Here is a 20,210-nt window from a genome sequence, read left to right as displayed (position 1 = left end):
CTATCTTGCCTGCCGTTGCCGGGAGTTGACTGCACGTGCCTATGCTTGGGCTGTGAGTGCGCCCGGGAAAATCATCATGATCCGGCATGGCCAGTCCGCCGCCAACGCCGACACCTCGATCTACAACCGGGTGCCCGATTACCGGATCCCGCTGACCCCGCTCGGCGTCGAGCAGGCCGCGGCCGCGGGCGAGCAGCTGCGGCGGGAGCTGGACGGGCAAAGGGTGTGCGTCTACGTCTCCCCCTACCTGCGGGCCTACCAGACCCTCGAGGCGCTCCAGCTGGGCTCCCTGATCGAACGCGTGATCGAAGAGCCGCGGCTGCGCGAACAGGACTGGGCGAATTTCCAGATCGCCGGGGACATCGAGGACCAGAAGGAGCTCCGCAACGCCTACGGCCACTTCTTCTACCGGTTCCGGGAAGGCGAATCGGGCTCCGACGTCTACGACCGGATCTCCTCGTTCATGGAGACCCTCTACCGGCACTGGTCCAAGCCGAACTATGCGCCGAACGCCTTGTTCGTGACGCACGGGCTGACCATGCGGCTGTTCTGCATGCGCTGGTTCCACTGGTCGGTGGAGTACTTCGAGTCGCTGAACAACCCGGACAATGCCGAAATCCGGACCCTGCTGCGCACCCGGCAGGGCAAGTACGAGCTGGACAAGCCGTTCAGCCAGTGGGAGGACCGCCGGGTGGACGAGACCGTGCTGGACGCCCCGCCTATGTTCTTCTAAGGGATGTTCTTCCAGACGCTGTCCGGGGCGGGCCTCAGGGCGATGACCTGGTGGAACTTCCCGCTCGCGCCGGTCTGATCCGGTGCTTCCTCCGCCCGGACCAGTTCCACGTTCGCCAGGCCCTGGGCGGCCAGGAACCCGGACAGCTTCGCCGCCACGTCCTGCCACACCGCGTCCGCCGCGGCGCCCGGCTCCAGCTGGAGCCGCACCCGCAGCGCCGCCGGACCGGACTGGACCAGCTGGCAGCGGTGGACGCCCGGCGCGTCGTCGATGGGGGCTGTGATGGCGAGGGGCAGGACACTCACCGTGCCGCCGCGGCCGTTGTCCAGGTGCAGGACGTCATCGTGCCGGCCGGCCACCCGGATGGCGGGCAGCGGGTTGCCGCACTCACAAGGGCCGGGCTTGGCGACGACGGAGTCACCGAGGTCGTAGCGGATCAGCGGCTGGACCCGGTTGGCGAGATTGGTCAGCAGCACCGTGTGGGACGGCTCCCCCGGGGGCGTGGGACCGTAGTCCTCCTCGACCGGTTCCAGGATGACCCAGTCACTGTTGACGTGCAGCCAGCCGCGGGGGCAGTCCAGGGCGATCGGGGTGAACTCGGAGGCAGCGTAGACATTGTGCACCGCGCCGCCCAGCGCCGCGGCCAGGCGCTCCCGGTCCCCGACGGATTCGCCGCTGGACTCCACAATCACGGGCCGGATGTGCAGCCGGCCCGCGTCCTGTTCCTCGGCCAGCAGTTCGAGGGCGCTGGGGTAGGCCACCAGCAGGGCCGGGTCGAAAGCGTTAAGCGCCTGCACCAGCGTCTCCAGCGGTTGCTGCACGGAGAACATGCGGTAGGCCCGTCGGCGGCCCCGGCTGCGGCGCCGTTCGGACTCGAGCCAGACGGCCCCGGCGAAGTGGCCGCCGGTGCCCAGCACCGCGGCGGCACGGATTCCCCGCCGCAGCATCGCGAGCAGCCGGCGGGCGTCGAGGGCGGTCCCGACGATCCGAACGCCCTGGGCCCGGTAGCAGGCGACGGCGGCCTGGTCGTGCACGAATAATCCGGGGTGGCCCGTGGTTCCGGAGCTGGTGCAGGCGAAATAGCGGCCGCGGTAGCGAGTGCCGACCAGGGACGGGTCGGCGACGAAGCCCTCGAGGTCCGCCCGGGTGATGGCCGGATCGGTCACCCAGTCGTCGAAGCGTGCCATCAGCTGCGACTTCGTGACCGGCGGCAGGTCCCGGAGCGGGATGTCCTCGGCCGGGAGGCCGCGGTAGAGCTCCCGGTAGAACGGGGAGCTCGTGCGGGCATGGGCCACGAGGGCGGCCAGCCGGGCGTCCCGGCGCCGGGCCAGGGCCGGCACTCCGCCGCGCTTGGCCCGCACCAGGTCGATCATGGTGGCGAGTTCCCTGGCGAAGCCGGTCATGGCGTTCCTCCTTGGCCTCCGGTGCGCGCCGGTCAGCGGGCGCGGACCCCGGCGCGCCAGACGGCGTGGGTGAGCGGCATGCCTGGCCGGTATGCCAGATGGGTGGCGGACGGGGCGTTGAGCAGGTGCAGATCCGCCCGGTTGCCCACGGCGATGGAGCCGACCGCCCGCTCGCCGTCGACGTCGTTCCCGGACTCCCGGCCCAGCGCCAGCGCACCGCCGTACGTCGCCGCCCGGACGGCTTCGTGCACGCTGAGCCGCATCTGCAGCACGGCGGTGGTGACGCAGAACGCCATCGAGCTCGTATAAGAGGTGCCGGGGTTGCAGTTGGAGGCGAGCGCTAGCTGGACGCCGGCGTCAAGCAGTTCCCGGGCCGGAGCCAGCGGCTGCCGGGTGGACAGGTCGCAGGCCGGCAGGCAGGTCGCGACGGTGCCGCGCTCGCCCGCGCCGGCCGCTGCCTCCCAGCCGGACCAGCTGTCGGCGAGGGCGTGGACGTCCTCGCGGGAGAGGTAGTTGACGTGGTCCACGCTCGCGGCGCCGAACTCCACTGCCAGCCGCACCCCGGGACCCTCGCCCAGCTGGTTGCCGTGCACGCGCAGGCCCAGTCCGGCGTCCCGGCAGGCCTGGAGCACCCGGCGGGACTGGTCCTCGTTAAACGCGCCGCGTTCGCAAAACACGTCGGCCCAGCGGACGTAGGGCCGGACCGCGGCGAGCATTGGTCCGCAGACCAGCTCCGTGTACTCCTCCGCGTCGAGGCCTTCGGGTACCAGGTGCGCGCCGAGGTAGGTGACCTCGTCCGCGACGGTGGAGGCGATCCTCGCGCTGCGGGCCTCGTTCTCCACGTCCAGGCCGTAGCCGGTCTTGGTCTCCAGGTAGGTGGTCCCCTGGGCGACGGCTTCCGCCACCCGGCCCAGCGCGAGCCGGGTGAGGTCGAAGTCGCCCGTGGCCCGGGTGGCTCCGGTGGTGACGGCGATGCCTCCGGCGCTGTAGCTCTCCCCCGCCATCCGTGCCTCGAATTCCGCGGTCCGGTCGCCGGCGAAGATCAGGTGCGTGTGTGAATCCACCCAGCCCGGCAGGAGCGCGCGGCCGGCGGCGTCGACGGCGTCGTCCGCCGCCGGGGCGTCCGCGGCGGCACCCAGCCAGGCGATGCGTTCGCCCTCGATCACGATGGCCGCATCCTTCAGGACCCGGTGGTCCGCGTCCTGGGTCATCAGTTCGGCGATGTTGGTGATGAGGGTGCTCATGGGTCCATTCTTCAGCCCCGGATAGACATCCGGGTCGCTGCCAGTGCCGCGGCTGTCCGGGATGCCGGACTGTCGGCCGGGAGCGGCTGTGCCGAACCCTGGCCGGCGAGGATCAGCTCCGCGGCCAGCTCCGCGATGCCGGAGGAGGTCTGGAAGCCGTAGCCGCCCTGCCCGGCGAGCCAGAAGAAGCCGGTGGCCTCGGCGTCGAATCCCACCACGGGGATACCGTCGGAGGCCTCGGTCCGCAGCCCGGTCCACGCCCGGCTGACGCTACCGATCCCCATCGTGGTCACCGTGTTGAGCCGCTCGATCAGCGCCTCGATGTCGCCCGGATACGGCTGGGCGTCCTCGGGGCCGCTGGGCACAGTTTCCGACGGCGAGATCAGCACCTGCCGCCGTCCGTCCGGGCGGAAGTAGAAACTGCCGGCCGACGCCACCATCGGGCAGCCCTGCGGGAGGGGGTGCTCGACGTCGACAATCGCCGCGGTGCGGCGGTAGGGCTGGAGTCCGAGCTTCTCGACGCCGCTGAGCACCGCGAATTCGTCCGCCCAGGCGCCGGCGGCGTTGACCACGACCGCGGCTTCGAAACCTTCCTGCCCGGCGCCGAGCTCCCAGCCGGAACCGAGGCGCTGCGCCGAGTGGACCCGTGCGCCGGTGATGATGTCCACGCCGCCCTCGACGGCCCGCTCGCGGTGGTCCTCCAGCAGCAGGGACGCGTTGCAGGCAAACGAACCGGAGTCCAGGCCGGCGGCCGCGAAGGAGTCCGGTTTGAGCGCGGGGCAGATTTCCAGGGCCTCGGCGTGGCTGATCCGGTGCATAAAGCCGCTTGCCTGCTGCCGGACGGCGTCCTCGTCACCGATCAGCATGAAGCGGCGCGGTGAGAGCACGGGTTCGGGCCGGGTACCCTCCTTGGTGCCGATGAGCTCCAGCGTGCGCATGGTGAGCTCTTGGACCACGGGCGGCCCGTAGCTGGGGATCAGCTGCCGGGCCGAGCGCGCGGAGGTGTGGTAGCCCAGCGATTGCTCGGCTTCGACCAGGGCCACGCTGCATTTGCCGGCGAGGGCGGAGGCCAGGGACAGGCCGGCAATGCCGCCGCCCACGATCACGACATCGTATTTAGCTGACATGCCTCCATCCTTGCACCCGGCGGGAGGTCGCGTCAGTACTTTCAGGCCACCGTCTCGCGGCTGCGGACGAACGCCTGGACGCAGCTCTCGACGTCGTCCGCGCTGTGCGCGGCGGAGAGCTGGACCCTGATGCGGGCGGCGCCCTTCGGCACGACCGGGTAGCTGAAGGCGGTGACGAAGACGCCGTTGGCGAGCATTGCGTCCGCGACCTTCGCCGCCATCACTGCGTCGCCGAACATGACCGGGACGATCGCGTGTTCGCCGTCGAGCAGCTCGAAGCCTTCCTCGCCCATCCGGCGGCGGAAGAGTTCCGCGTTGGCGAAGAGCTTGCTGCGCAGTTCGCCGGAGTTCTCCACCAGGTCCAGGGCCTTCAGCGTGGCGGCGACGATGGCCGGTGCCAGCGAGTTGGAGAACAGGTAGGGGCGTGCCTTCTGGCGGAGCATGGCGATGACTTCGCGCCGGCCAGAGACGTAGCCGCCGGAGGCTCCGCCAAGGGCCTTGCCGAAGGTGCCGGTGTAGATGTCCACCCGGTCCGAGACCCCGGCGTGCTCCGGGGTGCCGGCGCCGGTGGCGCCCATGAAGCCGACGGCGTGCGAGTCGTCCACCATGACCATGGCGTCATACTTTTCGGCGAGGTCGCAGATCGCCTCGAGCGGGGCGAGGAAGCCGTCCATCGAGAAGACGCCGTCGGTGACGATGATCTTGCGGCGGGCCGGGTTCTCCTGAGTGGTGGCCTCGATCAGCCGGGACTCGAGGTCCGCCATGTCCTGGTTGGCGTAGCGGAAGCGCTGGGCCTTGCACAGCCGGATCCCGTCGATGATCGAGGCGTGGTTCAGCGCGTCGGAGATGACGGCGTCTTCCGGGCCGAAGAGCGACTCGAAGACGCCGCCGTTGGCGTCGAAGCAGCTCGAGAACAGGATGGTGTCCTCGGTGCCGAGGAACTTCGACACCCGTGCCTCGAGGGCCAGGTGCAGGTCCTGGGTGCCGCAGATGAAGCGCACGCTGGCCATGCCGAAGCCGCGTTCGTCCATGGCCTCCTTGGCGGCTGCGATGATCTCGGGGTGGTCCGCGAGGCCGAGGTAGTTGTTGGCGCAGAAGTTCAGCACCTCCGAGCTGCCCTGGCCGAGCTGGCCCGCCTTGATGTGGCTGGCCTGCGGGGAATCGATGTGCCGTTCGGTCTTGAACAGGCCGGCACCGCGGATCTCGTCGAGTTCGTGCTGCAGCTGGTCCTTGATGGCTGAATACATGGGGTGCGCTCCTGTGCAGGGGTGAATTTTTGTACGGTACCGGAAACGGGCGGGGGCTAGAAGACGGTCCAGTCGAGGACGACTTTGCCGCCGACGCCGGCGCGGGCGATCTCGAAGCCCTTCTCCCAGTCCGAGGCGGGCAGCGTATCGGTGACCACGGCGGAAATGTTCGCGTGCAGCACCGGGTTGGAGGACAGCATGGCGCTCATGGCATACCAGGTCTCGAACATCTCTCGGCCGTAGATGCCTTTCATGGTCAGCATGTGCGTGACCACTTTGCCCCAGTCGATGTCGATGGACTGGCTGGGCAGCCCCAGCATCGCGATCCGGCCGCCGTGGTTCATGTTGTCGATCATCTCAGGCAGCGCCGTGGGGTGCCCGGACATTTCCATGCCGATGTCGAAGCCTTCCCGCATGCCCAGTTCGCGCTGGCCGTCCTTGACCCGCATCCGGGAGACGTCGATCGCGAGGTCGACGCCGAGCCGGCGGGCCAGTTCCAGGCGCGGGGCGGAGACGTCGGTGATGGCGATCTTGCGTGCCCCGGCGTGGCGGGCGACGGCGATCGCCATCAGGCCGATGGGTCCGGCGCCGGTGATGAGCACGTCCTCGCCCACCAGCGGGAAGCTGAGCGCGGTGTGCACGGCGTTGCCGAACGGGTCGAAGATGGCGCCGAGCTCCGGGGTCACGGACGGATCGTGGTGGACCCAGACGTTGGTTTCCGGGATGACGACGTACTCTGCGAACGCTCCGTCGCGCTGGACGCCGACGCTGACGGTGTTGATGCACATCTGCTTGCGGCCGGCGCGGCAGTTGCGGCAGATGCCGCAGACGATGTGGCCCTCGCCGGAAACCCGGTCGCCGACCTTGACGTCCATGACGTCCTCGCCGATCTCCACGACTTCACCGTAGAACTCGTGGCCGGCGATCAGCGGCGCGTTGATGATGCCCTGCGCCCAGGCGTCCCACGACTGGATGTGCAGGTCGGTGCCGCAGATTCCGGTGGTCATGACGCGGATCTTGACGTCCCCGGCCCCGGTCTCCGGCTCCGGGCGGTCGACCAGTTCGAATCCCGCGTGGGCGCCGGACTTGTAGAGAGCCTTCATGGGCCTGCCTAACTGTGCTGGCCGCTCCGGGACGGGAGCGGTGGTGTGGGACAACTCACCTCATTAGACCCGGCGGAAAGCATTAGCACAACCGGATTTTTCTCAATCGACGATTTAGCGCTGGCTTAGCTCTAGGATGGTGGCCATGGAAATTCACCAGCTCGAAATGCTCCGCGAACTCGGCGCCCTGGGCAGCGTCAAGGCCGTCGCGGAAACGCTTCTGGTCACGCCCTCGGCGGTGTCCCAGCAGTTGGCCGCCCTGCAGAAGTCGGTGGACGTGCCGCTGACCCGGAAGGAGGGCCGGAACCTGGTCCTCACCGAGGCCGGCCAGGTGCTCGCAGACGCCGGGGCCGCCGTCGTGAGCGCGATGGCGGACGCCAGGACGGCGATCGGCGCGTACCACGGCTCGCCGGTGGCGCCGGTGTCCCTGAGCGGGTTCCACAGCGCCGGCCAGGCCTTGTTCGCGCCGCTGGCCCGGCTGCTGGCCGGACCCGGGCAGCCGAGGATCCAGCTCTCCGACGAGGACGTGGCCCAGCAGGACTTCCCGGCGCTGACCGCCCGGTATGACCTGGTCCTCGCGCACCGGATGGACCACAGCCCGCGGTGGCCCCAGGAGCGGGTGGCGGTGATCCCGCTCGCGCACGAGCCGCTGGACGTGGCGCTGCCGGCCGGGCACCGGCTCGCCGGGCAGCGGGCGGTGACGGCCGACGACGTCGTTGGCGAACCCTGGGTGACGAGCCACACCGGCTACTCCCCCGCCGACGTGCTCTCCGCCGTCGCGGCCGTATCCAGCCGCGAGCTGAACATCGTGCACCGGATCAATGACTACTCCACGGTGGCGGCGCTGGTGGCGACCGGGAGCGTGATCGGGCTGCTGCCCCGGCACACCGCGCGCCCTGTGCTCAACCCGGAGATCGTGCTCAGGCCGCTGGAGGGGATCAGCACCCGGCGCCGGATCGACATCCTGGCCCGGCCGGAGAACCTTAAACGCAAATCGGTCATGATGGTCTGCGAAGCGCTGCAGACCATCATGACCGATCTAGTGGGCGGCTAGGGCCTAGCCTTCGACGCCGAGGCGCTGCAGGATCAGCTCCTTGACGCGGCCGGCGTCGGCCTGCCCGCGGGTGGCTTTCATGACGCCGCCGACGATCGCGCCGATCGCCTGGAGCTTGCCGGCGCGGATCTTGTCCGCGACTCCGGGCTGCGCGGCGAGGACCGCGTCGATGGCTTCGAGCAGCGGGCCGTCGTCGGAGACCACGGCGAGGCCGCGCTTCTCGACGATTTCCGCCGGGGTGCCCTCGCCGGCGAGGACGCCGTCCAGGACCTCGGAGGCCATCTTGTTGTTGATCTTGCCGTCCTCGACCATCTGGTTCAGTTCCACGATGGTGGCCGGGGCGACGCCGAGCTGGCCGGGGTCGACGTCGGCGTTCTTGGCGCGTCCGACGATCTCGCCCATCCACCACTTGCGGGCCACGGTGGCGGTGGCGCCGGCGGCGATGGTTTCCTCGATCTCGTCCATCACGCCGGCGTTGACGACGTCGCGGAACTCCAGGTCGGAGTAGCCCCAGTCGGCCTGCAGGCGCTTGCGGCGGGCGGCCGGCGGCTCCGGCAGCGTGGCCCGGAGCTCCTCGACCCACTCGCGCGACGCGACGATCGGCACCAGGTCCGGTTCCGGGAAGTAGCGGTAGTCGTCGGCGTCGGACTTGGGCCGGCCCGAGGTGGTGGAGCGGGTGTCCTCGTGCCAGTGCCGGGTCTCCTGGATGACCGGCTGGCCGGACTCCAGCACGGCGGCGTGCCGCTGGATCTCGTACCGGACGGCGTGTTCGACGGCGCGCAGGGAGTTGACGTTCTTGGTCTCGGAACGGATGCCGAAGCGTTCGCGGCCGTGCGGGCGGAGTGAGACGTTCGCGTCGCAGCGGACGTTGCCGCGTTCCATCTTGGCGTCCGAGACGCCGAGGTTCTTGACGATTTCCCGGACCGCGGCGACGTAGGCCTTGGCCAGCTCGGGCGCGCGGCTGCCGGCGCCCTCGATCGGCTTGGTGACGATCTCGACCAGCGGCACGCCGGAGCGGTTGTAGTCCACGAGCGAGTAGTCCGCGCCCTGGATGCGGCCGGCGGCGCCGCCCATGTGGGTGAGCTTGCCGGCGTCCTCCTCCATGTGGGCGCGTTCGATCTCGACCCGGAACACGGTGCCGTCGGAGAGTTCGATGTCCAGGTAGCCGTCGTACGCGATCGGCTCGTCGTACTGGGAGGTCTGGAAGTTCTTCGGGGTGTCCGGGTAGAAGTAGTTTTTCCGGGCGAAGCGGCAGGTCTCGGCGATCTTGCAGTTCAGCGCCAGGCCGATCTTGATCGAGGATTCGATCGCGGTCTTGTTCACCACGGGCAGCACGCCGGGCATGCCAAGGTCCACCTCGTTGACGTTGGTGTTCGGTTCGTCGCCGAAGACGTTCGGGGCGGAGGAGAACATCTTGGTCTTGGTGTTGAGCTCGACGTGGACCTCGAAGCCCAGGACGGGGTCGTACTTCTCCATCGCCTCTTCGAAGCTGAGGGTTGCGTCAGTCATTAGTGTGAACCTCCGTGGCTCGAAGCGGCAGCGTCAGAAAGGGCGGAGCCCGTCAGGGAAGGGGCCTTGTCCAGCAGCGGGCCGCCCCACTGCGCCTCAAGCAGCGACTCGAGCACGGCGCCGACACGGTAGAGCCGGGCATCCTGGCGCGCCGGGGCGAGCAGCTGGACGCCCACCGGCAGTCCGTCCTCGTCGGCGAGGCCGCCGGGCAGGGAAAGCCCTGGGACGCCGGCCATGTTGGCCGGGATCGTGGCGACGTCGTTGAGGTACATCGCGAGCGGGTCGTTGAGCTTCTCGCCGAGCTTGAAGGCCGTGGTCGGCGCCGTCGGGGAGATCAGCACGTCGGCCTGGGCAAACGCGGCGTCGAAGTCGCGCTGGATCAGGGTGCGCACCTTCTGGGCCGAGCCGTAGTAGGCGTCGTAGTAGCCGGCGCTGAGGGCGTAGGTGCCCAGGATGATGCGGCGCTTGACCTCGTCGCCGAAGCCGGCAGCGCGGGTGGCTCCCATGACGCGTTCGATCGTCAGCGGGCCCTCTGCGGGCAGCGCCCGCAGGCCGAACCGGACGCCGTCGAACTTGGCCAGGTTGGAGGAGGCCTCGGAGGGCATGATCAGGTAGTAGGCGCCCAGCGCGTACTTGAAGTTGGGGCAGGAGACCTCGACGATCTCGGCGCCGGCGCCCTTGAGCAGCTCCAGCGCCTCGTTGAAGCGGTTTTCGACGCCGGCCTGGTAACCCTCGCCGTGGAGTTCCTTGATGATGCCGATCTTCATGCCCTCGACGTTGCCGGTCCGGGCCGCGGCCACGAGGTCCTCGAGCGGGTCCGGCAGTGAGGTGGAGTCGCGCGGGTCGTGGCCGCCGATCACCTGGTGCAGCAGGGCCGAGTCCAGCACGGTGCGGGAGACCGGGCCGATCTGGTCCAGCGAGGAGGCCATCGCGATGGCGCCGTAGCGGGAGACGCCGCCGTAGGTGGGCTTCACGCCGACGGTGCCGGTGACGGCGCCGGGCTGGCGGATGGACCCGCCGGTGTCCGTGCCGAGCGCGAGCGGGGCTTCGAAGGCCGCGACGGCGGCAGCGGAACCGCCGCCGGAGCCGCCCGGGATGCGCTCCAGGTCCCAGGGGTTGTGGGTGGGGCCGAACGCGGAGTGCTCGGTGGAGGAGCCCATGGCGAACTCGTCCAGGTTGGTCTTGCCCAGGATCGGCATCCTGGCGGCGCGAAGGCGCTCCACCACGGTTGCGTCGTAGGGGCTGTGCCAGCCTTCGAGGATCTTGGAGCCGGCGGTGGTGGGCTGGCCGATGGTGACGATCAGGTCCTTGACCGCGATCGGGACGCCGGCGAGCACGTGCAGCTCTTCGGCAGCGGCGCCGCCGGCGGCGCGGATCGCGTCCACCTCGGCGGCGACGGCGAGGGCTTCCTCGGCGTTGACGTGCAGGAAGGCGTGGACCTGGCCGTCGACGGCGGCGATCCGGTCCAGGTGCGCCTGGGTGACCTCGACGGCGGTGACCTCGCGCGCAGCGAGCTTCTCGGCGAGCGCGGCCGCGGAGAGGCGGAACAGCTCGGGGGTGGTTTCAGTCATGGTCTTAGTCCTCATCCAGGATTGCCGGGACCTTGAAGCGGCCCTCATACGCGTCGGGGGCTCCGGAAAGTGCCTGCTCGGCCGTGAAGGTGTGGCCCACAACGTCCTCGCGGAACACGTTGGTCAGCGGGATCGGGTGGGATGTGGCCGGGACGTCATCACCGGCGGCTTCACTGACGGACTTAACCGAATCGACGATGACGGCGAGTTCGCCGGCCATCCTGTCCAGCTCTTCAGCACTCATCTCGATGTGCGCGAGACGCGCGAGATGCGCGACGTCGTCGCGGTTGATCGCAGCCATGGATCTCCCCTGCAAGTTCGGATTATTTTCCGTCCCAGTCTACGTGGGTTGAACTGCTGTTACCGTCGGACGCCGAGATGACAGTTCACGGCAATGTTTTGTGCAAACACTGCCGCGAACTGTCATCTCGTGCGGTTTGTCAGCCGACGCCGATGGCTCCGGTGAGCACCCCTACTCCCAGCATGACCAGGGAGATCACGGCGGTGCGCCAGAGGACCTTCTTGTGGTGGTCGCCCAGGTCCACCTTGGCCAGGGAGACCAGGAGCAGGATGGCCGGCACCAGCGGGCTCTGCAGGTGGAAGGGCTGGCCGGTGATCGAGGCGCGGGCCATGTCCGCGGCGCCGACGCCGTAGTGGGCGGCCGTTTCGCTCAAGACCGGCAGGACGCCGAAGTAGAAGGCGTCGTTGCTCATGAAGAACGTCATCGGGATGCTCAGGACGCCGGTGATGACGGCCATGAACGGGCCCATGTCGGCCGGGATGATCGCCACGAGCCATTCGGACATGGCTTTGACCATGCCGGTGCCGTTGAGGACACCGGTGAGGACCGCGGCGGCCATGACCATGCTGACGACGGCGACGATCGAGGGTGCGTGCGCGATCAGCTGGGCGCTCTGGTCCTTGACCTTGGGGAAGTTGACCAGCAGGGCGACGGCGGCGCCCACCATGAAGACGAACGGCAGCGGAATGATGTTGGCGACGAGTGTCACCATCACGGCGACCGTCAGACCCAGGTTGAACCAGAAGAGCTGGGGACGCAGGGTCTTGCGGTTGGGATCCAGCGCGGTGTCCGCCATGGCGGAGTCGCGCTCGTCGACGAGGTCTTCGGTGCGCTCCAGCACGGCGACGGCGGACCCGCCGCCGGCGGCGGGGGCTCCCCCGGCGGGGCCGGTGACCTTGCGTCCGGAGCCGAAGCGGCCGGTGCCGCCGGCTGCACCGGCGCCGGCTCCGCCGTCGAACTGACCGTCCTCGGCCCAGATCTCCGGGGCCACGGTACGCAGCCGGTTGCGTTCCTGCAGGCCCAGCAGCCAGGCGAAGACAAACACGATGACGAGGCCGGCGACCAGCGAGGGGATCATCGGGACGAAGACGTCGGAGACGCTGATCTTCAGCGCGGAGGCGGCGCGGGCGGTCGGTCCGCCCCAGGGCAGGATGTTCATGGTGCCGTTGGCCAGGCCGGCCACGCAGGTGAGGACCACGGGGCTCATCTTCAGCCGCAGGTAGACCGGGAGCATGGCGGCGGTGGTGAGGATGAAGGTGGTGGAGCCGTCGCCGTCGAGCGAGACCGCCGCGGCGAGGATCGCGGTGCCCAGGACCACCTTGGCCGGGTCGTTGCCGAGCTTGCGCAGGATGAACCGGACCAGCGGGTCAAAGAGCCCGACGTCGATCATCAGGCCGAAGTAGATGATGGCGAACATCAGCAGCGCGGCCGTGGACGTCATCGACTTCATCGAGTCGAGCACCATGGGGCCGATGCCCAGGCCGGCGCCGGCGAACAGTCCAAAAACGGTGGGGACGATGATGAGCGCCAGTACCGGCGTCAGCTTCTTCGTCATGATCAGCACCATGAAGACCGCAATCATGGCGAATCCAAGTAATACCAGCACGGCCGGCTCCTTCTTCTGTGTTCCGCACCACTCCGCTGTGATGCGCACTACAGACGTTAGGGTGGCGTGCGTCACGGGAGTGCCTTTGCCTCAATTGATTGGCATACTGCTTGTTGGACGCATTTTGCGCATTTTGCTCACAGCTGTTGAAGTCACCGGATCATCGAAGGAGGGCCGCCGTGGGAGCCCTCAAAGGCCGCACTCCCTTGCGGTTCACGACCCAGACCCTGCTGCTCCAGCTCGGGGTTGTGGCCCTCGTGGTGCTGCTCAGCAGCGCCGTGCACGCCTGGCTGACGTACGAGCGGCTGGGCCGCGAGGCGGAGAACCAGGCACTGACCCTGGCCCGCACGGTGGCGTCGGACCCGGCGGTCCGGGCCGAGGTGCAGCAGATCAGCGCACGGCCCGGCACTCCCCCGCCCGCGGAGCTGCTTGCCGGCCCGCTGATGGCCGCCGCGGAGGGCGCCCGGGCGCGCACCGGCGCACTGTTCGTCGTCGTCACCGACGAGACCGGACTGCGGCTGGCGCATCCCGACGCCGACCGGCTGGGCCAACGGGTCAGTACCGATCCCTCCGAGGCGCTCTCCGGCAAGGAGGTCACCACCCGGAACACCGGCACCCTGGGCCCCTCGGCCGGCGCCAAGGTCCCGGTCTTCGCGCCGGGCTCGTCCGCCGTGGTGGGCGAGGTCAGCGTGGGCTACTCCACCGAGACCATCGGCCAGAGCCTCGCCCGCGACATCGTCCCGATCGCACTGACGGCGGCCGGCGCGCTGCTGGCCGGCGTCCTCGTCTCGTTCCTGCTGCGGCACCGGCTCCGCCGGCTGACCCTGGGGCTGGAACCGGAGGAAATCAGCACCCTGGTCCACGACCAGGTGGCGGTCCTGCAGGGCGTGGACGACGGCGTGATCGGCGTGTCCGCCGACGGCCGGATCAGCGTCTTCAACGCCGCGGCCCGGCGGATGCTGGCCCAGCCGGACCTGGCCGGAACCAGCTGGGCGGCGGCGCCGGTGCCCGTACCGCTCAAGGCCCTGACCAGGCCGGACGCCGCCGAGGGCGACGCCGTGGAGTTCCTGGCCGGCGGCCGCGTGCTGGTGGCGAGCGCCCGCAAGGCCCTGCACGGCCGGGAGGACCTGGGCTGGGTGGTCATGCTCCGGGACCGGACCGAGCTCCAGCAGCTCACCCGCCAGCTCGATGCCGTTGGGACCATGTCCACCGCCCTGCGCGCCCAACGCCACGAGTTCGCCAACCAGCTGCACACGATCGCCGGCTTCATGAGCATCGGGCAGCACCAGCAAGCGCGCGACTACCTGGCCCGGCTGGCGGCCACCGGGCCGTTGAAGTTCCCGGTGGAACAGGCCGAGCTGCTGCAGGACCCCTACCTGCAGGCGTTCCTGGGCGCCAAGGGTGTGGAAGCCGACGAGCGCGGCGTCAGCCTGCGGCTCGGCCCCGAAACCCTGGTCCGCGGCCACGTCATCGAGCCGCAGGAGGTCACCACCGTGCTGGGCAACCTGATCGACAACGCCGTGAACGCCGCGGTCGCCGGCGCCGCGGCCGACCGCTGGGTGGAAGTCGAGGTGCTGGACGCACCCGGCGACGGCGGGGCCGCCGGCACCCTGCACATCATCGTGGGCGACTCCGGCGACGGCCTGCCCGGCGGCGGCGACGGTTTCACGGCTGCCGGCGGCGGCGGTGCCGACGGCGGTGCGGAAGACGTTTTTGCCGAGGGTTTCACCACCTCGGGGCAACCCGCCCGGGCCGGTGCCGGGCAGGGCCTGGGGCTGGCCCTGGCCCGGCAGCTGGCCCGGCGCCGCGGCGGTGACGTGACGGTGCTGGAGCGGGGTGCGCCCGGCGGGCCGGGAGCCGTGTTCATGGCGACCCTCCCCGGGACCATCGCCGACTCGACCGAAGGAGACAACGATGTCTGAAGATTTCCGGGTGCTGATTGTGGACGACGACTTCCACGTCGCCAAGCTCCACGCGGCCTATGTGGATTCCGTGGCGGGCTTCCTGGCGCTGGCGCCCGCCGGGTCGGCGTCGCAGGCCCTGCAGTCCATCCACAGCCTCCGCCCGGACCTGGTGCTGCTGGACGTGTACCTGCCGGACGCCTCCGGGCTGGACCTGCTGCACCAGCTGGATGTGGACACCATGATCCTCAGCGCCGCCTCGGATGCGGCGTCAATCCGGGTCGCCTTCCGGCGCGGTGCCCTGGGCTACCTGCTCAAGCCGTTCACGGCCGAGTCGCTCTCCCAGCAATTGCGCTCCTACGCGCGCTACCGCCGCATCCTGGCCCAGCCGGGGAACCTCACGCAGGAGACGGTGGAACGGGCCAAGCGCGCCCTCATCCCGGGCGACGTCACGGCCTCCGCGCGGCCGCGGTCCGCCACGGAGGCGGCGGTGCTGGAATCGCTGGAACCCGGGGAACAGTATTCGGCGGCGGAAGTGGCCGCCCGCGTGGGCGTCTCCCGGGCCACCGCGCAGCGTTACCTCTCCTCGCTGGCGGACGACGGAGCCGTCGACATCCAGCTGCGCTACGGCACGACGGGCCGCCCGGAGCACCGCTACGGGGTGCCCGCGCTCCCCGGCCGCTAGGAACTCCCTCGACCGGCCGCTCAGCCGGTGATGCTGCGTCCCCTGCGGAAGGCGTTGCGGCGGGCGTGTTCGTGCACGCGGCCCAGGGCTTCGATCTGCGCCTGCCCCTCGGCGGTGAGATCGGCAAATCTGGACGGATCGAGACCCAGTTCCGGCGCCAGTTCCTCCAGCGTCTGCCAGCCGCCGATCTTGGCCAGGACGGCGGCGCGCATCAGTTCGGATTCCAGCACCAGGGTCATGGGCGAACGGCTCAGCAGCCGGCCGTTGAGCTTGAGCCGGCCCGCATGTTCCGCGAGCCATGCCGCAGCCTGGCGGTGCGGGCGGGTGCGGACGCTCAGCTCGCGGAGCAGGCTGCGGAGCAGCTCGCGCTCGCGGCGGATCTCCGCGGCCACGGTGGCGAGCTCGGTGTGGACCGGGGTATCCGTGAAGTCCTTGACCATCCGTTCGATCCGGCCCAGTCCGGCGGTGGCGCCGGTCAGGTGGTCGGACAGATAGAGGCCGAGCAACTTCTCGTCGATGGTGTCGGGGATGTGCGGTGCCATGGATCCTCCAGCCGTACTCGTGCTGTTTTTCCAGCGTGGGTTTGGGGTGGTGTGCTGGCTGCAACCCTACCCTGAGCGGTCCGAAGCTAGGGGCTGGTTCTAGAGGTCGAGGCGGTAGACGAGCAGTTTGATGTCCGTGCCCGGGACGAACCAGTCGCGCTCGGGGACACGCTGGAAGCCGGTCTTCCGGTACAGGCCGTGGGCGCTTTCCCAGGTCAGGCCGGTGGTGAGGGCGACGCCGGTGATGCCCGGCAGGGACCTGGCGTGCTCGATGATGGCCTGCACCATGGCTTTGCCGGCGCCGCTGCGCTGCACCGCGGGGTCCACCACGAGCATCCGGAACTCCAGCTCGTCCGTCCGGGCGATGTCTGCGTAGGGCTCCCCCGCGACGGCGAGGGTCACCGAACCGACAATCCGGCCGGCGCGCTCCGCCACCCAGATGGTCGCGTTCCCGTGCCGCTGGGCAACCCGCTGGATTTCCTGCATGTACGGGTGGTCCGCGTCCTCAAAGTGGCCCGCGGCCAGGTAGGCGTCCCGGGTGATGCGGGCGACGGCGTCGTAATCGGCCGGGACGGCGGGGCGAATGAGGATCTGCGAATGCACCTGTCTATGGTACGGGCGCCCGCGCCGGGCCAGGGACCAACGGGCGGTTTCCGTGACTGAACTATCAGGCGCCGGGCCGGCTGCGCCAGCCCGGACGTGCCGTCAGAGCGGGAACTTGCCGGAGAGCTCGAGGGGCCCCGCGCAGGTCCATGCCGCGAGCCGCTCGTCGTCGGAGGGCCCGCCGTCGAGCACGCTGGTCAGCCGGGGACGGCGCACCCAGCAGCCGGCCTCCTCGGCGATCAGGGCGCCGGCGGCGAAGTCGTGTTCGTTGAGTCCGCGTTCGCCGTAGGCATCGTGCGTGCCGTCCGCCACCAGGCAGAGATCCAGCGCCGCGGATCCCAGCCGGCGGACGTCCGCGAAGCCGTCCATAAGGCCGCCCAGCGCGGAAGCCTGTTCGGCCCGGACGCCCCTGTCGTAGCTGAAGCCCGTCGCCAGGATCTGGCCGGTCCGGCCCGGCACCGGTCCGTAGAGCTGCGAGCGCTGCCCGCTCTCCTCGAGCCAGGCGCCGTGGCCGCGGGAGGCATAGTAGACGCGCCCCAGCGCGGGCGCGTGGACGACGCCGGCCAGCCAGGCGCCGTCCGGGCCGGCCACTGCCACCGAGGTTCCGTAGTAGACGATGTTGCGGATGAAGTTGGTGGTGCCGTCGAGCGGGTCGATCGACCAGCGGAAACCGCTGGAGTTCGCGGGCAGCACGGTGCCGCCCTCCTCGCCGGTGATCGCGTCCTCCGGCCGGGCCCGGGTGATGACCTCGCGGACGGCGGCCTCGGACGCGAGGTCGAAGGAGGTCACCCAGTCCCCCGAATCACCCTTGTTGCTCACGCCCAGCGCGGCGGCACTCCGGCCGGCCAGCACCGCGGCGCCCGCGGCAGCCGCCTCCAGCGCCAGTTCCAGGAACGCGGCCGGCGCGGGAAATTCTTCCGGGCCGGAGCTCACTCGCCCGCCTCCTGGTGGTCTTCGCCGTCACTCCCGGCGCCGGCGTCGTCGCCGAGCCCGGCCGGGCCGTTAGCGAGCAGCGCGCGGAAGCCGTCCTCATCCAGGACCGGCAGGCCCAGCTGTTCCGCCTTGTCCAGCTTGGTGCCCGCGTTCTCACCGGCCACCACGTAGCTGGTGTTCTTGGAGACCGATCCGGCAGCCTTGCCGCCGCGGACCAAAATCGCTTCCTTGGCCTCGTCCCGGCTGAAGCCCTCCAGGCTGCCGGTGACCACAACGGTCAGGCCCTCCAGGGTGCGCGGGGTCGACTCGTCGCGCTCGTCCTCCATCCGGACTCCGTCGGCGGCCCAGGTGTCCACGATTTCACGGTGCCAGTCTTCGGCGAACCATTCCTTGAGCGCGACGGCGATCACCGGCCCCACGCCGTCGACGTTGGCCAGTTCCTCCTCGGAGGCCTGGCGGATGGCATCCATGGTTCCGAAGGCGGTGGCCAGTGCACGCGACGCCCGCGGTCCCACGTGGCGGATGGACAGCGCCACCAGGACGCGCCAGAGCGGCTGGGTCTTGGCCTTTTCGAGTTCGTTGAAGAGCTTCTCGGTGGTGGCGGTCGGCTTGGACGGGACCTTGGCCGTGCCCTTGGTGTAGAAGTACGGCACCAGCTCGAACTCGCCGGTCGCCACGCCCTTGGAGCGCTTTTCGCGGCGGATCCGGACCCCGGCAAGGTCCTCGGGCGTGAGCCGGAACAGGTTCGCCTCCGTGGTGAGCGGTGCGACGTCGGGCTCGGCCGGCTGGGTCAGGGCGATCGCCGCTTCCCAACCGAGGGCCTCGATGTCGAAGGCGCCGCGGCCGGCCAGGTGGAAGACGCGTTCGCGCAGCTGCGCCGGGCAGGACCGGGCATTGGGGCAGCGGATGTCGACGTCGCCTTCCTTGGCCGGTGCGAGCGGTGTGCCGCAGGCGGGGCATTCGGTGGGCATGACGAAGTCGCGCACCGGCGGGTCCTGGGCGTCGCGGAGGGCCAGCACGGGCCCGACGATTTCCGGGATGACGTCCCCGGCCTTGCGCAGCACCACGATGTCGCCGATCTTGACGCCCTTGGCCTTGACGACCTCCTGGTTGTGCAGGGTGGCCATTTCCACCGTGGAGCCGGCCACCTTGACCGGCACCATCACGCCGTAGGGGGTGACGCGGCCGGTGCGGCCCACGTTGACGGCGATATCGAGCAGCTTGGTGTTGACCTCTTCCGGCGGGTACTTGTAGGCTACGGCCCAGCGAGGGACCCGGGAGGTGTAGCCGAGGGCGCGCTGGGTGGCGAAGTCGTCCACCTTGACCACGATGCCGTCGATCTCATGGCTGAGGCTGTGCCGTTTGTCTCCGTAGCGCCGGATGAAGTCCAGCACTTCCGTCAGGCCGGGCAGCACCTCGAAGTACGGGCTGGTGGGCAGCCCCCAGTCGGCGAGTTGGCGGTAGGTGTCCGACTGGCTGACGGTTTCGAGGCCCTCGCGGGCGCCGATGCCGTGCACGTACATCTTGAGCGGCCGCTTGGCGGTCTCCGCCGGGTCCTTCTGCCGCAGCGAGCCGGCGGCGGCGTTGCGCGGGTTGGCCAGCGGCGCCTTGCCGGCCTCGATCAGCGCCTCGTTGAATTCCGCGAACGCCTTGGACGGGATGAAGACCTCGCCGCGGATCTCCATCTCGGCCGGGAAGTTCCCGCCCTTGAGCTGCTGCGGGATTTCCTTGATGGTCAGGACGTTGTGGGTGATGTCTTCCCCGGTGAAGCCGTCGCCGCGGGTGGCCGCGCGGACGAGCACGCCGTCGCGGTAGAGCAGGTTCACGGCCAGGCCGTCGATCTTGAGTTCGGTGAGCCACGACGGCGGGTTGCCGCCGTTACCGAGCTTGGCGACGCCGGCCTCGGCCTTGGCGATCCAGGCCTCCAGCTCTTCGAGCGAGAACACGTCCTCGAGGCTGTACATCCGGGTCAGGTGTTCGACGGCGGCGAAGGCGGCGGAGACTTCGCCGCCCACCTCCTGGGTGGGCGAATCGTTGGCGACCAGTTCGGGGTGCATGGCCTCGATGGTCTCCAGCCGCCGGAAGAGCTCGTCGAACTCGGCGTCGGAGATGATCGGGGCGTCCTCCTGGTAGTACGCAAAGCGGTGCTTGCGGACCTCCTCGACCAGTTCTTCATACTCGGCGCGGATGGCCTCCGAGGGGACCAGTTCCCCGGCCGGGCTGAGGGTTTCGGTATCTGCTGCTGTCTTCCCTGTGCTCACAGACCTATCCTGCCCTAGATCCCGGACATTGTCCGGTCAGGAGCGGGTCCGGGCGGCGCAGCCTGCCGGTGCCCGGCGGCTTTGGGCGGGCCGCTTTAAACGATCAGCCCGGACGCGGTTGCGTCCGGGCTGATCTGGAGAGGATTCCGGCTAGCGCGAGGAGGCGCTTTCCTGCTCGGTGGCGTTGCGGTTGGCCTGCTGGCTGGCCTGCTGCAGCGCCTGGGACACCCGGGTGAGCGCGGCAACGTGCTCGCCGTTCCACTCGTTGCGGAACTTCTCCGCGTCCGGGCCCAGCCACTGGGTACCGGCCAGGACCTTGGTCAGCATCGACCTCTGGTTGTCGATCTCCTGAGAACCGGCCTGCAGCTTCGTCCCAAGAGTCTTGAG

18 protein-coding genes are annotated in these 20,210 nt (G+C 69.7%); 4 read left to right on the top strand and 14 right to left on the bottom strand.

All coding sequences use genetic code 11. The annotated features are described in order from the left end of the window. Positions 1–76 precede the first annotated feature (76 nt). Positions 77–733: a histidine phosphatase family protein gene (locus tag AC1DB8_RS15445; RefSeq protein WP_476893562.1), complete on the top strand. Its 657-nt coding sequence runs from the start codon at positions 77–79 to the stop codon at positions 731–733. Here AC1DB8_RS15445 and AC1DB8_RS15440 read toward each other — a convergent pair. Genes AC1DB8_RS15440 through tdh form a run of 5 tightly spaced genes read right to left on the bottom strand, consistent with a single transcriptional unit; the run spans position 730 to position 6,857 of the window. Then, entirely contained in the window at positions 730–2,136 is a 1,407-nt protein-coding gene (locus tag AC1DB8_RS15440; protein ID WP_476893510.1) for a phenylacetate--CoA ligase family protein, read from the bottom strand. The genes AC1DB8_RS15445 and AC1DB8_RS15440 overlap by 4 nt on opposite strands. Positions 2,137–2,168: 32 nt before the next feature. Then, positions 2,169–3,380, bottom strand: coding sequence for an imidazolonepropionase (gene hutI, locus AC1DB8_RS15435; RefSeq protein WP_441419511.1), 1,212 nt, complete (start codon positions 3,378–3,380; stop codon positions 2,169–2,171). A gap of 11 nt (positions 3,381–3,391) precedes the next feature. Further along, positions 3,392–4,507 (bottom strand): NAD(P)/FAD-dependent oxidoreductase, encoded by a 1,116-nt coding sequence (locus tag AC1DB8_RS15430; protein ID WP_441419510.1) that lies wholly within the window; start codon positions 4,505–4,507, stop codon positions 3,392–3,394. Between the two features lie 41 nt (positions 4,508–4,548). Next, positions 4,549–5,754 carry a glycine C-acetyltransferase gene (locus tag AC1DB8_RS15425; RefSeq protein ID WP_476893509.1) on the bottom strand — a complete coding sequence of 402 codons (1,206 nt, stop codon included), beginning with the start codon at positions 5,752–5,754 and terminating at the stop codon, positions 4,549–4,551. A gap of 56 nt (positions 5,755–5,810) precedes the next feature. Further along, the gene (gene tdh, locus AC1DB8_RS15420; protein WP_476893508.1) at positions 5,811–6,857 is read right to left on the bottom strand and encodes an L-threonine 3-dehydrogenase; all 1,047 of its coding nucleotides are present in this window, start codon (positions 6,855–6,857) and stop codon (positions 5,811–5,813) included. 145 nt (positions 6,858–7,002) lie between these two features. On the opposite strand from tdh, the gene AC1DB8_RS15415 reads away from it, so the two are divergent. Next, positions 7,003–7,911 (top strand): LysR family transcriptional regulator, encoded by a 909-nt coding sequence (locus AC1DB8_RS15415; RefSeq protein ID WP_441419507.1) that lies wholly within the window; start codon positions 7,003–7,005, stop codon positions 7,909–7,911. Positions 7,912–7,914: 3 nt separating this feature from the next. On the opposite strand, the gene gatB is transcribed toward AC1DB8_RS15415, so the two are convergent. The 4 genes from gatB to AC1DB8_RS15395 form a co-directional block, all read right to left on the bottom strand. Continuing rightward, a complete protein-coding gene (gene gatB, locus AC1DB8_RS15410; protein WP_441419506.1) occupies positions 7,915–9,420 on the bottom strand; it encodes an Asp-tRNA(Asn)/Glu-tRNA(Gln) amidotransferase subunit GatB in 1,506 nt (501 codons plus the stop codon). Further along, the gene (gatA, locus tag AC1DB8_RS15405) at positions 9,420–10,991 is read right to left on the bottom strand and encodes an Asp-tRNA(Asn)/Glu-tRNA(Gln) amidotransferase subunit GatA (protein WP_476893507.1); all 1,572 of its coding nucleotides are present in this window, start codon (positions 10,989–10,991) and stop codon (positions 9,420–9,422) included. Before gatA ends, gatB begins: the two co-directional genes overlap by 1 nt. A 4-nt stretch (positions 10,992–10,995) precedes the next feature. Then, complete coding sequence (gene gatC, locus AC1DB8_RS15400; RefSeq protein ID WP_175323093.1) at positions 10,996–11,292, bottom strand: Asp-tRNA(Asn)/Glu-tRNA(Gln) amidotransferase subunit GatC; 297 nt, start codon at positions 11,290–11,292, stop codon at positions 10,996–10,998. A 139-nt stretch (positions 11,293–11,431) separates the two neighbouring features. Beyond that, a complete protein-coding gene (locus AC1DB8_RS15395) occupies positions 11,432–12,898 on the bottom strand; it encodes a CitMHS family transporter (protein WP_476893506.1) in 1,467 nt (488 codons plus the stop codon). 179 nt (positions 12,899–13,077) lie between these two features. On the opposite strand from AC1DB8_RS15395, the gene AC1DB8_RS15390 reads away from it, so the two are divergent. Then, positions 13,078–14,820, top strand: coding sequence for a sensor histidine kinase (locus AC1DB8_RS15390; protein WP_441419503.1), 1,743 nt, complete (start codon positions 13,078–13,080; stop codon positions 14,818–14,820). Further along, positions 14,813–15,484 (top strand): response regulator, encoded by a 672-nt coding sequence (locus AC1DB8_RS15385; RefSeq protein ID WP_441419502.1) that lies wholly within the window; start codon positions 14,813–14,815, stop codon positions 15,482–15,484. The genes AC1DB8_RS15390 and AC1DB8_RS15385 overlap by 8 nt, the downstream gene beginning before the upstream one ends. Before the next feature lie 20 nt (positions 15,485–15,504). On the opposite strand, the gene AC1DB8_RS15380 is transcribed toward AC1DB8_RS15385, so the two are convergent. The 5 genes from AC1DB8_RS15380 to AC1DB8_RS15360 all read right to left on the bottom strand — a co-directional run. Then, complete coding sequence (locus AC1DB8_RS15380) at positions 15,505–16,026, bottom strand: hypothetical protein (RefSeq protein ID WP_441419501.1); 522 nt, start codon at positions 16,024–16,026, stop codon at positions 15,505–15,507. 99 nt (positions 16,027–16,125) lie between these two features. After that, entirely contained in the window at positions 16,126–16,629 is a 504-nt protein-coding gene (locus AC1DB8_RS15375; RefSeq protein ID WP_441419500.1) for a GNAT family N-acetyltransferase, read from the bottom strand. Between the two features lie 102 nt (positions 16,630–16,731). Further along, positions 16,732–17,562 (bottom strand): inositol monophosphatase family protein, encoded by an 831-nt coding sequence (locus tag AC1DB8_RS15370; protein WP_441419499.1) that lies wholly within the window; start codon positions 17,560–17,562, stop codon positions 16,732–16,734. Then, on the bottom strand, positions 17,559–19,823 hold the full coding sequence (ligA, locus tag AC1DB8_RS15365; protein ID WP_476893505.1) for an NAD-dependent DNA ligase LigA: 2,265 nt from the start codon (positions 19,821–19,823) through the stop codon (positions 17,559–17,561). The genes AC1DB8_RS15370 and ligA overlap by 4 nt, the downstream gene beginning before the upstream one ends. A gap of 150 nt (positions 19,824–19,973) precedes the next feature. Further along, positions 19,974–20,210: hypothetical protein (locus tag AC1DB8_RS15360; protein WP_476893498.1), on the bottom strand; the 237-nt coding region annotated here is incomplete at its 5' end.

This window comes from Arthrobacter sp. 10N410, assembly GCF_056394945.1.
This window is presented reverse-complemented; position numbering and strand designations above follow the sequence as displayed.

What these genes read in the sequence shown, in the direction of transcription:
- AC1DB8_RS15445 (WP_476893562.1), top strand. Translation starts at nt 77, where the DNA reads ATGATCCGGCATGGCCAGTCCGCCGCCAACGCCGACACCTCGATCTAC.
- AC1DB8_RS15440 (WP_476893510.1), bottom strand. Translation starts at nt 2,136, where the DNA reads ATGACCGGCTTCGCCAGGGAACTCGCCACCATGATCGACCTGGTGCGG.
- hutI (WP_441419511.1), bottom strand. Translation starts at nt 3,380, where the DNA reads ATGAGCACCCTCATCACCAACATCGCCGAACTGATGACCCAGGACGCG.
- AC1DB8_RS15430 (WP_441419510.1), bottom strand. Translation starts at nt 4,507, where the DNA reads ATGTCAGCTAAATACGATGTCGTGATCGTGGGCGGCGGCATTGCCGGC.
- AC1DB8_RS15425 (WP_476893509.1), bottom strand. Translation starts at nt 5,754, where the DNA reads ATGTATTCAGCCATCAAGGACCAGCTGCAGCACGAACTCGACGAGATC.
- tdh (WP_476893508.1), bottom strand. Translation starts at nt 6,857, where the DNA reads ATGAAGGCTCTCTACAAGTCCGGCGCCCACGCGGGATTCGAACTGGTC.
- AC1DB8_RS15415 (WP_441419507.1), top strand. Translation starts at nt 7,003, where the DNA reads ATGGAAATTCACCAGCTCGAAATGCTCCGCGAACTCGGCGCCCTGGGC.
- gatB (WP_441419506.1), bottom strand. Translation starts at nt 9,420, where the DNA reads ATGACTGACGCAACCCTCAGCTTCGAAGAGGCGATGGAGAAGTACGAC.
- gatA (WP_476893507.1), bottom strand. Translation starts at nt 10,991, where the DNA reads ATGACTGAAACCACCCCCGAGCTGTTCCGCCTCTCCGCGGCCGCGCTC.
- gatC (WP_175323093.1), bottom strand. Translation starts at nt 11,292, where the DNA reads ATGGCTGCGATCAACCGCGACGACGTCGCGCATCTCGCGCGTCTCGCG.
- AC1DB8_RS15385 (WP_441419502.1), top strand. Translation starts at nt 14,813, where the DNA reads ATGTCTGAAGATTTCCGGGTGCTGATTGTGGACGACGACTTCCACGTC.
- AC1DB8_RS15380 (WP_441419501.1), bottom strand. Translation starts at nt 16,026, where the DNA reads ATGGCACCGCACATCCCCGACACCATCGACGAGAAGTTGCTCGGCCTC.